This window comes from Xenorhabdus stockiae, assembly GCF_002632825.1.
GTDB lineage: Bacteria > Pseudomonadota > Gammaproteobacteria > Enterobacterales > Enterobacteriaceae > Xenorhabdus > Xenorhabdus stockiae.
In genome coordinates this window covers 127,768-142,987 of record NZ_NJAJ01000001.1, presented here as the reverse complement: position 1 = coordinate 142,987, position 15,220 = coordinate 127,768, and the positions used below count along the sequence as shown (strand labels likewise).

Below are 15,220 nucleotides of genomic sequence, written 5' to 3'. Positions count from 1 at the left end.
CCTGTTTAACCCATTAACGTAGATAGTGTAGAGGATGAACATGCTCAACAATACTCAAAAGGATATCAAAAACATTCTGGTGACCGGTGCAACGGGTGTTATGGGAGGAAGAGTTTTACTTGAAATTCTGATGACAACTGATGCGAATGTGTATTGCCTGACAAGAGCTGAAAATAATCAGCAGGCACTGATGCGTCTGGAAGATTTTTTATTTACCTACGATCCGGAAAAACGGAGCCGCGACAGTTTACATCGCATTATTCCTGTATTGGGTGATATTACAGAAACAAATCTTGGGCTGACAGAACCCTTTTACTCTGAGCTGGCCGGTAAAATTGACAGGGTGATCCATTGTGCTGCCTGGACAAATCTGGTCGCATCTTATAGCCGTCTTGCTGCCGTCAACGTGACGGGAACGGGTCATGTTATTGAATTTTGTCTGCGGGGTGATATCCCCATGCTCTATACCTCCAGTTTCAGTATCGTGGGGGAAAACCTGTACCGTGATGGCTTTGTCATGCATGAAACGGATCTGGATGTGGGGCAGAGATTCGATGACATGGATTATGAGCGCACGAAATTTGAAGCAGAACAGGCTGTTCACCGTGCGGGGGAAAAAGGACTCAGGTGGGTCATTGTGCGTCCGGGTAACATCTGGGGCGATAGCGCCAATGGCAATTACCCACTGAGAAATACCAGAGTCAAAGGTCTTTATTATGAAATGGTCAGGGCGCTGGTCGAAACCGGGCTGACTTTTAGTGCAACGGACGATTTCGATATTACACCTGTTGATTACATCGCGCAGGCATCATTGTATGCCATTTTGAATATCGACAAATTTAACGGCAAAACCCTTCACCTGACGACGCCTAATCCAATCAAATACAACGATATTGTCGCTTTCCTGCGGGAATTCGGTTACCGCATTGAAACCATCAAAAATGAAGTTTACATGGAAGCATTAGCCCAAAGCTGCCTGTATCTCAATGGGCAACCTTATCGTTCAGTTTTTACTGATTTGCTGGCGCTGGTTCATGGTGGTGGAGAAATGAATGAAACGGCCAAATATGCTACCGAAATAACGACAGATTTACTCAGTGGCAGCGGTATTCAATGCCCGCCATCAGATAAAAAACTGCTTTCCTGTTATGTGAACTACCTGATTGAAAATAACTTTATTCCATCACCTCAACAGCAGGGTGAACAGGCCGAAATCCGCTCATTGTCAGCGGGTAGCGGTTATATGGAAAATTTGTTTGATGCAGATTTGTAATAAAAATACGAACTAAAACGGAGTTTACAATGATTGAACAAGATCTCTGTGTGACATTAATTCAAACCGATTTGTTTTGGGAAGATGCAGAAAAAAACCGGGAACACATAGAAGGCTACATCACGCAGCTGGTTGAGAGTGATCTCATCGTTTTGCCGGAGATGTTCACGACCGGATTCAGTATGAAGCCGCAGGCTATCGCAGAAACAATGGATGGCCCCAGTGTTCTGTGGATGAAAAAACTGGCTGCTGAGAAAAACTGTGCAATTGTCGGCAGTATGATCATCACGGAAAACCAGCAATTCTATAACCGTCTGTTATGGGTCAATGCAGATGGCTCCGTTGCCTATTATGACAAAAAACATCTCTTCACTTTCGCTCATGAAGATCACGAATATACCGCGGGCAATACCCCACTGATCGTAGAGTACAGAGGGTGGAAAATCGCCACGTTTATCTGTTATGACCTGCGCTTCCCGGTATGGTCACGCAATACTAACGAACAATATGATGCCGCACTTTATATCGCCAGTTGGCCAGCCAGACGCTCTCTGCACTGGCGTACCCTGTTGCAGGCACGGGCAATTGAAAACCAGAGCTATGTCATCGGCGTTAACCGTGTAGGACAGGACGGAAACCAGCTCGACTATACGGGGGATTCCATGCTGGTTGATCCGTTAGGTGAAATCCTGCTGCACGAAAAAGAAACCGAAGCAGTAAAAACCATGACCATCTCTCTTGCCCATGTTCGGGAAACCAGAGAACGCTTTCCTTTCTTGAAAGATGCTGATCCTTTTGTTTTTCCACCGTCGTTTTAATAGACGCGCTTTAAAAGAAGCGTCTTAAAAAGATCATGTGAAAAGGATCGTTGTAAGGCACGTTTCAGGGCTGTCTGGTTACACAACTGTTTTAATTCAAAGCGAATGTTTTTAATTGAAGGAAGATGGCTAATGGTGATTTCAACCGAGTTTGAGCAAATTGCTGCACGTTTCCCGGAAAATATCGCGGTGACACAGGGAAATGAAAGTCTGACCTATCGCATGCTGTCAGAGCACGTAACTAGACTCAGCCAACCGTTGCATGATCAGGCTGGCAGTCAGTTCGTCATGACATTGATGGAAGAGAGTATTTCTCTGATAACCGCAGCATTAGCCATTATGAAAGCAGGCAAAGTGTTTGTGCCATTATCACCAAAACTGCCGGAACAACGTCTTGCCACATTGCTGGCCCAATTTCGTGGCACAACGATTGTGACTTGTCGTCAGTGGTTGCCACTGCTGGAACATTTGTCCGAAGATTATTCGCTGGTGTTGGCAGATGAAATGTTAGCGGATGAAACTCAGGAACAACATTCAATCATCCCGCCTGTCAGAGTAGCTGAAAACGCATTGCCTACCCGGATTCATAACAGTGACATTCAGCACCACAGACTGGCGTATGTCTATTTTACCTCTGGCTCGACCGGACAGCCCAAAGCCATTTTAGGGCGCGAAGACAGCCTGCTGCATTTTATCCATTGGGAAAGCCGTGAGCTGGGAGTGACGCCTGCTGACAAAGTCAGCCAATTGATCAATCAGATGTTCGATCCTTTCCTGCGGGATATGCTGCTGCCTTTGTTGAACGGTGCAACCCTGTGTATTCCTACTGTTCATGATATCCGTTATTCACCGCAGGAATTGCTTGGCTGGATGCGTGAACAGCAAATCAGCATTACCCATCTCATTCCTTCCTTGTTTCAGGTTTTACTGGAATGTCCGCAATCTTCTCATGACCTCCGGTCTCTGCGCTATGCGGTGTTGTCAGGAGAAATGTTGAAAGGTTCGCTGGTGGATCTGTTTTATCAGCGCCGGTTACCGCAGGCTCAATTGATCAATCTGTATGGAACGACGGAAACCACACTGGCACGAGTCTGTTATCGGGTGACAGAGAAAGACAGACAGCGGTCACTGATCCCTGCCGGTAAGCCCATCGATGATACCGTTATCGCCGTGGTAAATGAGAGGGGAGAAAGTGTTCCGGCCGGTAGGGAAGGGGAGATCTGGATCAGCACGCCCTATATGAGTGCCGGTTATTTGTCATCGGGAGCTGAAAATAATGCACGTTTTATCACACCGGAACATGGAGAGCTGGCCGGTCAGCCGGTTTACCGTACCGGTGATCTGGGACGCATTGATGAACAGGGGAATTTACTCCTGCTTGGGCGAAATGATTTTCAGATTAAAATCAACGGGCAGCGCCTTGAAACAGCAGAAATTGAGAGCCTGCTTGAACAGCATCCTGCGGTACAACAGGCCATTGTGCAGGCATTTGAGCAACCACAGGGTGTCAGGCTAGTGGCCTTTATCCGTCCGGTTCCTGAGACAACAGTGACAGAGACGGCATTAGAGACTTATCTGTCACCCAATCTGGCTGCGGCCATGCGCCCCGCTGATTATCAGTTCCTGTCACAATTCCCGTTGTTATCCAATGGAAAAATTGATCGTAAAGCATTACAGGCACCGACTATTCGCCACAGCTCTATTTACCGGCAGAATCCGGTTCCTCCACTAGGCGAACCGGAAATAAAGCTGGCAGCTATCTGGCAGTCACTACTGCATGTTGACCCGATTGGACGTGACGATAATTTCTTTGCTCTGGGAGGTGATTCTCTACAGGCAATCCGCATGATTGCTCAGGTGTGGGAGCAAACGGGGCTGAAACTGCATTTCAGTGATCTGTTCCGGCAGCCGACACTGGCCCAATGTGCGGCCATGCTGCATGCCAGCGAACAGCCAGAAGAGATAACGGCAGATTTACATACAGCCAGTTATGAACAGCAGGGCATTTATCTGATCCAACAAACGGTTCCTGACCTCCCGATTTTCAATATGGCCTATGTTACCGAATGGCAGGGAGCGCTGGATCAGCATCGTTTACAGCAATCCCTTGATGCTTTATTTGCCCGTTATGATGTGCTGAGAACCGGTTTTGTCATGCAGGAAGGCGAGATTTCCGCCCGGATAGCAGCGACTGTTTCTGCCGATATTCTCTGGCAGGATCTGACCCGATACGGTGCGCAGGCATCATTGCAGGCAGAAAATATTATCAGCCAGTTTGCTTCCTCATCCTTTGAATTAGCTCAGTCACCATTGTTACGCTTGGCAGGGTTGACACTGAGACCGCACAATCATCTGATTGTACTGGTTTTTCATCATTTGATTGTGGATGAAGAATCAGTCAGACAGTTGTGGGATGAATTACTGGAAAATTACACGCAGTTGCAGGCAAGAAAAGAGCTTACTATCCGGTCATCTCATTATGGTCAGCGGGAACATGTACGTATCCAGCATCAGCGGGTGAACGGGAAGACCGGAATGGCGGCCCGTGAATACTGGCAACAACAACTGGCAGGAACACTGCCGTTACTCCAGCTGCCTTATGATTTTCCCACCCCCGCCGTCCGCAGTTATCGGGGACGACATATGTCCTTTAGTCTGCCCACAGCAGCCCATAAACAGATTGAGAGACTGGCCTATCAGTATGGCGTCACGCCTTATCTGATTTTACAGGCGGGATTTATTGCATTTCTGGCTCGTTATTCACGTCAGAGCGATATTCTGCTGGGAACACCGGTTTCCAATCGTCATTATAGTGAGGAGCAGCAGCCGGTTGGCCTGTTACTCAGCTTATTAGTGATACGCAATCAGGTTGATCTCAGTCATTCATTCGAACACTTGCTGGAACAGGTTAAATCTACCTTCATTGATGCGATTGCACATCAGGATCTGCCCCTCAGCCAGTTGTTACTTTTGCTCAAAGAGGATTCAGGAAAAAACAGTTCAGGAAAAAACGGAGGTGAAGATAATCATCATCCGGGGATCTCGCCACTGTTTCAGACCCTGTTTACCTACCAAAACACACCCGTTACCCACAAACATCTGGGGGCAGTACAACTTTCTCCGTTACGCCACTGGGATGTGCAAATTGCCAAATATGAGCTGGCACTGGAAATGTGGTGTGAAGACGGAGAATTACAGGGCGTATTTCAATATGCCAGCGACCGTTTCCTGCCGGAAACTATCTCTCGCATGGCGGAAAACTTCTGTTATTTCCTGCCGCAATTAATGAACCAGCCACAACAGGCTGTAGGGCGTGTAGCCCTGCTCAGCCCCGGCCAGCAACAGCAACTGACTGAATGGAACCGAACGGAACGCCCTTTCAGCGATAATATTGCGCTGCATCAGCTTATTGAACGTCAGGTACAACGAGTACCTGATGCCATTGCCGTTGAATTCGGTCAGCAATGCCTGACTTACGCTGAATTGGATCAGCACGCCAACCAATTGGCTCGTTTTTTGATTCAACAAGGTGTCGGGCCTGAAATTTGTGTCGGATTGAGTGTTGAGCGTTCACTGGAATTAGTGATCTGTTTTCTGGCGATCCTGAAAGCGGGTGGGGTATATGTGCCGATTGATCCTGACTACCCGCTGGATCGCAGCCTTCATGTGATTGAAGATGCGGGGCTACGCTTGTTGATAACACAGGAGCAGTTTGTGTCACGTTATCAGGACGGTAATGTTCCTCTGTTCTGTCTTGAAACGCTGATGCCTCAGCTTTCTGCGTTCAGTACTGATAATCCACAGGTAGATGTCCGGGCTGAAAATACCGCCTATATCATCTATACCTCCGGCTCGACCGGCAAACCGAAAGGCGTTCCTGTCCGCCATCGCGGAGTCTGTAATCTGGCAGAAACGGAAGTGGAATTTTTAGCTATACCGCCGGATAGCCGGATACTCCAGTTCGCTTCTTTTAGCTTCGATACTTCCGTCTGGGAAATCCTGATGGCGTTCTGTAGCGGCAGCACATTATTAATGGCTTCCCGCCTTGCTATCATGCCCGGCCCTGATCTGCTGGAGCAACTTATTACCCGACGTGTGACTCATGTCACTTTACCTGCATCGGCACTGGCTGCACTGCCTGTGGCTGATTTACCGGATTTGCAGGTGCTGATCGTCGCCGGAGAAGCCTGCGGGCCGGATTTGCTGCATAAGTGGGGGAAAAACCGGCGTTTTATTAACTCCTATGGCCCGACGGAAGCCACAGTGGGGACGACGAATGCCGAGTTGACGACAGATGATAATCAGATTCATATCGGCCGCCCAATCGCCAACTCACAGGTCTGGATTTTGGACGAATATCAGGCACCATTGCCGATTGGTGTTGCGGGCGAACTCTACATCGGCGGGGTGGGTGTGACGGCGGGTTATCTGAATCGGCCTGACCTGACTGCATCTCATTTTATCCCCGATCCGTTCAGCTCCCGACCGGAGGCCCGCCTTTATCGCACCGGCGATCTGGCTCGTTACAGAGCTGACGGCAATATTGATTATTTGGGGCGCATTGACCAGCAAATAAAAATTCGTGGCTATCGCGTAGAACTTGGCGAAATTGAAAGTGCCCTGCGCCAGTATTCTGCTATTTCTGATGCAGTGGCAATGGTACGGGAAGATTACCTGAATGCCAGTGCAATCGTCGCCTATATACTTCCCAAAGCGGGGTCTGAACTTGATCAGGCACAGATTGAATCGTATCTGAACGGCTTATTGCCGGAATTTATGTGCCCTTCCTGCTATGTGTTTTTGCACGAATTTCCTCGCCTGCCGAATAATAAAGTAGATAGAAAGCGTTTTCCCAAACCCGTCAGGCAGGAAAACGAAATCGTTGCAGAACCCGCTCAGAACGCCACAGAACAGGCTATTATTCAGGTCTGGCAGGATTTGCTGGGGCATCAGGGGATTGGACGTAATACCTCATTTTTTGCCGCAGGCGGACACTCACTGCTGGCCGCTAAAATGGTCGCTATGCTGGCTGAGCAGTTCCGGCTGTATTTCAGAGTCAGTGATGTGTTTATCTGCCGTACTCCGATGCGGCTGGCAGAAAAAGCCGATTTAACAGCCCGTGTTCATCCTCTGCATCTGGAAGCCGTGCATGAAGCTCCGCTGAGTTTTGCCCAGCAACGGATGTGGTTCCTTGATCAGCTATACCCTGATAGTTGCCGTCATCACATCACCAGTATCAAAACGTTTACCCGCGCTGATTCACCGACCAACACAACCGGAAACTGCGGAGATGCTGAACGGATACAAAACAGCATCATGTTGCTGTTTCGTCGCAATCCATTGCTCAATCTGCGTTTACGGATGGCAGGAACCACACCACGGCAATACTACAGTGAGCAGTTACCTGATTGCCCGCACGAAATTATCGAAGTACAGAATGAGCAGGAATGGCAGCAGCAGTTACAACTGCGGGCCATGCATATGGCGGAAACGCCCTTTCAGCTGATCGGACAACCGTTATATCGGCTATTGCTGGTCACGGATGCAAGACAAGGCAGCGCACTGATTGTCTGCCTGCATCATATTCTGGTGGATGAGCAGTCACTGGCGCTGCTGGATAATGAGTTACTGTCATTGTATTTGACAGAAGAGTATCTGGCAGAAGAAAACGCCATTCAACCAGCAGCCCCCGATTATATGCAGTTTGCCGCATGGGAACACAGCACAGAAGCCCAGAAAATCTGGCATAGCCAGTTAGATTACTGGCGTCAGGTCTATCATCACCTGCCACCGGTAGCGACATTCCCTCAACAGCATTCTGAACGGACTGACGATGTAAAAGCGGCTTATCACCGTCTGCCGCTCTCCTGTGAACAGACCGCCGCCCTGCGCAGGCTGGCAAAACAGCAGGATACAACACTGTTTACCCTGATGATGGCGGCGTTCCAGATTTTATTACAGCGCTACTGCGGGGAAGGTGACGCAATGGGGGATATTGTCGTTGGGATACCTGTATCGCTGCGTGATAAACCCGAATTGCAATCTGTGATTGGATTATTGCTCAATACGCTGGCCGTACGTCAGAACGTGGATATCAGGCTGTCATTTACTGAGTTCCTGCATAGCAGTGTGCAGACACTGAATCAGGCAATGGCGAACAAAGATGTACCGTTTGAGCAGGTTGTGGATGCGGTATTACCCGCGGAAAAACGCTCTCTTTCTCCGCTGTTCAGAGTCATGTTTGTATTCAATGCACAGCAGCATAATCAGCAATGCCGGACTGGCACAATAAACAGTCAGTCGATAAATAATCCAGAAGCTAAATTCGATTTAACGTTGTTTGTTCAGGAGATGCCTGAGCCGGAAATGACGGATAGCCTGTTATTAACCGTGGAATATCGTCAGACGTGCTTTGCACCGGAAATGGTGGAACAACTGGTGACGCATTATGTCCGTCTGCTGAACAGCTTGTGTGATACACCAGAGCAGCCAATTTATCAGTTGCCTATGTTGTCACCACAAGAATATCAGCAGCAGGCGAACGAACTTAATTCCACGGCTCAGCCACTGCTATATCCGCTGGTACACCAGCAATTTGAACAACAGGTGAGCCGGACGCCACAGGCGATTGCCCTGCGGGAACAAGACGAAACCGAGTTTACGTTGAGTTATGAACAGCTCAACCAACATGCTAATCGGCTGGCGAATGATTTACTGAAACAGGGTATTGGTCAGGGATCGCTGGTGGGGATCTGTCTGCCGCGCTCCGCCATGCTGGTTGTGGCGATCCTTGCTGTTCTGAAAACAGGGGCAGCATATGTGCCTGTTGACTGCACTTATCCGGCAGAGCGAGCCCGGTTTATGCTGGAAGATGCACAGGTCGCACGGGTGATCACCAACCATGAGCAGTCGGCCAGATTAGCTCTGCCAGCGCAGCAAAGTATTCTGTTGAATCCTGAACCGTTTATTTCAGAAGCCGTTACCGATTATCAGGGGAATATTGCTAATCCTGATATTGTGATTTCACCGGAGCAGCCCGCCTATATTCTCTATACATCCGGCTCGACCGGCAGGCCAAAAGGTACGATCATTCCGCATCGTGGGCTGCAAAACTATCTCCAACATGCCTGCGAATATTATGGAGACAGGAGCAGACAGGGAAATACTCTCCATGCTTCTATCTCTTTTGATGCCACTATTACCAGCCTGTTCCTGCCGTTATTACAGGGGCAAACCCTGTTTATTCTGCCGGAAAGAGATGATATTCCGGCATTAATTCAGGCGTGGCAGCAGTTGCCGGATTTAACAATGGCGAAGATCACTCCGGCCCATCTGGAACTGCTGAGCCAGCAGTTATCACCGGAACAGGCAGGGCGAATACCTCTGCTGGTCATTGGCGGAGAAAGTTTGTCTGCCAGTTCCCTGCGCTTCTGGCGACAACATGCACCACAAGTCAGAATTATCAATGAATATGGCCCGACGGAAGCCACTGTAGGCTGCTGTATCTACGACATATTAGCCGGAGAGATAAAAGGTGATGGCGCATTGCCGATCGGCCGTCCGATAGCCAATACACAGCTTTACCTGCTGGATGAATGCCAGCAGTTGGTGCCGTTTGGCTCCGTGGGGGAACTGTATATTGGCGGAGAGGGCGTAGGGCTAGGGTATTTTAATCGTCCGGAGCTGACTGAAAGCCGCTTTATCACCTCTCCTTTCTCTTCATCATCACAGAAAAAACTCTATCGGACAGGTGATCTGGCCCGTTATCTGCCGGACGGCAATTTGTTATTTTTGGGACGCAAAGATCAACAAATCAAACTGCACGGTTACCGAATTGAACTGGAAGAAATAGAGGCTCAACTTTCAGCCTGTCAGGGTGTGGCTCAGGCAGCGGTAGGGATGAGAGACGTTCATGGTCGTCAGCATCTGGTTGCTTATCTGGTCATGAACAAACCGGTGGCAGGCCAGACTGTAACAGAGATAGAAAATGTGAGGCAAGAACTGAGCCAGCGCTTGCCAGCATATATGTGCCCGACTCAATGGATCATACAGGAAGTACTGCCACTGACGGCTAATGGCAAAATTGACCGCAGAAGTCTGGCACAGATTACGTTACCCGAACAACCTGATTACCCGCATCGTCGGATGCCGATGACAACACTGGAAAAACAGCTGACAGAAATCTGGCAACAAGTATTGGATCAGCAAAACTTGGGCATTGATGATGATTTCTTTGTGCTGGGCGGAGATTCTATTCTTAGCCTGCAAATTGTGTTCAGAGGGCGGGAAATTGGCCTGCGGATCACGCCAAAAATGCTGTTTGATTATCCAACTATTGCAGGATTAGCCGCTGTCGTGACACAAGACCCTAACAGTAAAATGGCACAGGCAAATAATGCTGATGGTAAAGCCGAAAACAATGCTCAATCCGTACAGGGAGAGTATGCCCTGTTGCCAATTCAGCGCTGGTTCTTTGCCCATCACCATGCTAATCCGCACCATTATAATCAGTCCTACCTGTATGCTCTGGAGCCGGAAACAGATATTTCGCGGCTGGAGCAGGCATTGGCACTGGTAGTTAATCAACATGATGGACTGCGTTCACGTTTCCCGCTGACAGGTGAGCAGGGCCGGAGTTATGGAAGAATAGGTGAAGCGGTCACAATATTGCCGATAGAGCGGTGTCGGATCACAGCAATTCCGGCGAGAAAAGCCCTGCTGCAAGCCGTGGCTGAACGGCAGGCCCAACTGAATATAGAGCATGGCCCGTTACTGACAGCAACTCATTTCATGACCACTGAAGGAGATTATTTGTTGCTGACCGTTCACCATCTGGTCATAGATGGTGTTTCATGGCGTATTCTGACCGAAGATTTAAGCCACTATTACCGGGCAATGCTGGCAGGGGGAAAACCGACCCTGATGACAAAAACGGCCTCTTTGATTAATTGGTCATCCCATCTTATCGATTACGCCCAGTCTGAGCAGGCTCAGGAAGAATATCGATTCTGGCAACAAAAACTGAATCAGGCCGTGCCTGCTCTGCCCTGCGATCAGGGAGAAAAACCGTTCCCCGGCTTAGTCAGAGAATCGGCTAAATACCGGCTGGCATTAGCGCCTTCTGTTACCACGAATCTGGTGCAGCACACCGGACATGCCTATCGCACCCATGTAGGCGATTTATTACTGGCAGCGCTGGCGGCAACACTGCAACAGTGGAGTGGTTCCGGATTGCTGCATGTGGATATGGAAGGGCACGGGCGGGAAAGTCTGCATGAAAATGTGGACGTCAGCCGTACAGTTGGCTGGTTTACCGCCATTTATCCTCTGTTACTGGAACTGCCAGCGTTCTGTTCACCGGATAAATTGATTCAACGAGTGAAAGAAGCCGTGCGTCAGGTTCCTTATAGCGGCACCGGATATGGTGCATTACGCTATTCCCAGACAAATGCCAATCATCAACTGCCCGCAATTCCGAAGGCTGATATCTGCTTCAATTATCTGGGCCAATTTACCCGTACCTTCCATCAGACACCATTACAGGGTGTTGCAGATATGGTGCTGGATGATCGTTATGCCGCGGATAATACCGCTTCATATGCGTTGGCAGTAGATTGCTACATTGATGAGGGGCAATTACAGATAGAGTGGACGTATAACCGTCAGTGTTATCGGGATGAAACTATCAATAAACTGGCGATGGTGATGAAAGAGCAGCTTCTCCTGCTGACAGATCACTGCGTGGCTCAGACCCTGACAACATATACGCCATCTGATTTCCCGCTTGCCAGCCTGAATGCGGAAACCCTGCACCAGTTGCAGCAACGGTATGGCGTAATGGAAGATATCTACCCGCTGACTTACACGCAGGAAGGGATGCTATTCCATTCAATGGCAGAGCAGGGCCACGGGCTGTATCACGAACAACTCTGCTTTACCCTCAGTCAGCATGAAATAGATATTTCCCGCTTAAAGAGAGCATGGCAGCAAGTAACTGACCACTATCCTGTTCTGCGCAGCCGTTTTGAAATGAGACTTGCCAGTCAGCCGTTGCAGATTGTCACGCCCAATCAGGAAGTGGACTGGCGTCAACATGATTTAAGGTCTTATAGCCGACCGGAAGCTGAGCAACATTATCAGAACCTGTTGGCAGCGGATCAGGCAGAAGAATTTACACCAGAACAAGGAACGCTGTTCCGCATCACCGTGCTGCAATTGCCGGATGAGGCGATACGGCTTCTGTTCAGCCATCATCATGCCATTCTTGATGGCTGGTCAGTCAGGCTGTTACTGACAGCCGTTGAATCTCTTTACCAGCAGGCTTCTCAGCCTCTGAATAGTATCCTGCCACCCGCGCCGGCATTCCGATCATTTATTCGCTGGCAACAAAATAACCGCAGAGCGTGTCAGGAATACTGGCAGGCGCAATTAGCTGATGTTGGCGCAGCCACATCCTTGCCCGCTGCTCATCCGCTCAGGGCGGCCAGTCAGTTAAAACAACGTCATACCTTCCGGTTGCCCTCCGTACTTTCGGAGCGGCTGGCTGAAACAGGCCGCCGTTACCGCTTAACCATCAATACGTTGGTACAGGGCGCATGGGCTTTATTGTTACAGCGTTACAGCCAGCAGGATAAGTGTCTGTTCGGTATGACGGTATCCGGCCGACAAGCAGAATTAGCCGGCATTGATAAAATGGTTGGGCTGTTAATCAGCACACTGCCAATCCATATTGTTACTCACCATTATCAGACGACCACAGACTGGCTGAACGCTATTCAACAGCAGCAGCGGGAACATGAAAGATTCAGTGATATCTCGCTGGCTGATCTGAAATCAGCCTGTGAACTGCCGGAGTTTGAAACGTTACTGGTGTTTGAAAACTACCCGCAACCCAAACAGGGCGATGCCCGGAAAAATCTGTTCCAATTTACTCAGGCAACGGAAAGCACGAATTATCCACTGGTGCTGGTGGCATCATTTTCTGACGGCCTGCATGGTACGTTGGTGTACGACACAGGTTTGTATGATGCCGCTACCGTGGCCCGTCTGACAGGGCATTTTATCCGCCTGTTAGAGCAGTTAATCAATAATATGACGGGAAGACCGGACGATATTGCCCTGCTGGACGAACGGGAAAAGCAGCAGCTACTGACACAATGGCAAGGGGAAGCATTGCCTGTTTTTGTCGGGAATGTGTATAGCCTGTTTGCCCGTCAGGTTCAGAATTCTCCCCGTCAGACTGCTGTGATTGATGGGTATCAGCAGGTCAGTTATGCCGAATTAGCGCAGCAGGCTGAACAGATTAGCCTGCGTTTGCACCACAATCGGGTTAAAGCGGGAGACAGAGTTGCGCTTTATTTACCCCGTAGTCTGGATTATATCGCTGCGATGCTGGCTGTCAGCAGGATCGGCGCTTGTTATGTGCCGATTGATACGTCTTATCCCACGGAGCGGGTCACTTATTTATTGTCAGACAGCCAAAGCTGTCTGGTGCTGACTTATCAGGCTCTGGCTGCCAATCTTACATATGATATCGCTGTTTTGGCTCTGGATCAGAAGACAGAGCAGTTACCATCGAGCGCGTTACCTCCGGTCATTGATGACGCCAGTGCATTGGCCTATCTGATTTATACCTCCGGCTCCACAGGCGCACCGAAAGGCGTCATGATTGAACATCACAGCCTGATTAACTATCTGACAGATGCCGCTTTGCGTTATCAGGTGACGACCGGAACTCAGAGCCTGTTCCATTCTTCCGTCAGCTTTGATGCTACCCTGACCAGTCTTTACCTGCCGTTGTTACATGGCGGCACCATCACCGTGATTAAGGATGACGCGGATATTGCCGCGATAGCAACGGCATTACAGCAACCGTCATCCAAAGATCGCCATTTATTGAAAATCACGCCGGCTCATCTGGGCGTGTTATCGGAATATCTGGATGCTACCGCGAGATCCCATGTGCATTCATTGGTGATCGGAGGTGATGCGCTCAGTTGTGAAACCGTACAGGGATGGCTGCCGGACGGAGGAGATATCGGTGTATTCAACGAATATGGCCCGACGGAGACCGTCGTCGGCTGCTGTGTCCATCGTGCGGACAAACAACAGGATTTACAGGGCATGATGCCGATTGGTTTACCTATCGCCAACACGCGTCTGTTTGTCCTGAATGATGATTTGTCACCGACTCCCTTTGGCATGGTCGGTGAGTTGTATATCGGTGGATTGGGAGTGGCGCGCGGTTACTGGGATCGCCCTGAATTAACAGCAGAAAAATTCATCACATTGTCCGTTCCGTTGGAAGGTGGAACACAGGAAAGCATACGGGTTTATCGCACGGGGGATCGGGTTTGTGCTCTACCGGATGGGAAACTGCTCTATCTTGGTCGCCGTGATCGGCAAATCAAGCTTCGGGGTTACCGGATAGAACCGGGGGAGATTGAAGCACAACTGATGCAGCATCCATATGTACAGCAAAGTGCACTGCTTACCTATTCCGATAAAGTATATTCTGGTAAACAGGAAGACATGCAGCTGGTGGCTTGTGTGTCTCTTAAACCTGAGTTTCTGAAACCGGATTCACTAAAGCCAACCGTAAATGACGGTATACCTTCCGACTCTCTATCAGAAATATCAGGACAAATACTCGGTTTCCTCAGCCGGTATCTGCCAACTCATATGTTGCCGCATGTCATTGTACCAATGGATGAAATGCCGCAGACCATCAATGGCAAGATTGATTATCGGGCTTTGCTGGGGCGTTTGCCGGAACACCTGTCCGGATTGAAACATCTCTCCCGTCAACCGCAAGAAGAAAACGCGTCGTATTCTCCGCAAACGGCACTGGAAAACCATCTGCGGGATATCTGGTGTGAAGTGCTACGACAACAACAGATTGGGTGTGATCAGAGTTTCTTTGCTCTGGGAGGGCACTCACTACATGCCTTACGTATTGCAGCCCGTATTGAACAGCAACTGGCAGTCAGGCTCTCTCTGGCTGAACTTTTGCAACACCAGACAATTAAGCAACTTGCTCATTTTCTGGATTCTCGTATGACCGGAAAGGTGATCGACAAGAATACACAGTACAACACGATAAAACGTGTCGTACGCGGACGGAAATAAA

Annotated in this window: 3 protein-coding genes; all 3 read left to right on the top strand. The window is 49.3% G+C overall.

Annotated elements, in window-relative coordinates; all coding sequences use genetic code 11:
• The first annotated feature begins 40 nt into the window (after positions 1 to 40).
• Complete coding sequence (locus tag Xsto_RS00470) at positions 41 to 1,273, top strand: SDR family oxidoreductase (protein WP_099108417.1); 1,233 nt, start codon at positions 41 to 43, stop codon at positions 1,271 to 1,273.
• Positions 1,274 to 1,302: 29 nt separating this feature from the next.
• On the top strand, positions 1,303 to 2,091 hold the full coding sequence (locus tag Xsto_RS00465; RefSeq protein ID WP_099123757.1) for an amidohydrolase: 789 nt from the start codon (positions 1,303 to 1,305) through the stop codon (positions 2,089 to 2,091).
• A gap of 132 nt (positions 2,092 to 2,223) precedes the next feature.
• Positions 2,224 to 15,219 (top strand): non-ribosomal peptide synthetase, encoded by a 12,996-nt coding sequence (locus Xsto_RS00460; protein ID WP_169926563.1) that lies wholly within the window; start codon positions 2,224 to 2,226, stop codon positions 15,217 to 15,219.
• Position 15,220: the final 1 nt, after the last annotated feature.

What these genes read in the sequence shown, in the direction of transcription:
- Xsto_RS00470 (WP_099108417.1), top strand. Translation starts at nt 41, where the DNA reads ATGCTCAACAATACTCAAAAGGATATCAAAAACATTCTGGTGACCGGT.
- Xsto_RS00465 (WP_099123757.1), top strand. Translation starts at nt 1,303, where the DNA reads ATGATTGAACAAGATCTCTGTGTGACATTAATTCAAACCGATTTGTTT.
- Xsto_RS00460 (WP_169926563.1), top strand. Translation starts at nt 2,224, where the DNA reads ATGGTGATTTCAACCGAGTTTGAGCAAATTGCTGCACGTTTCCCGGAA.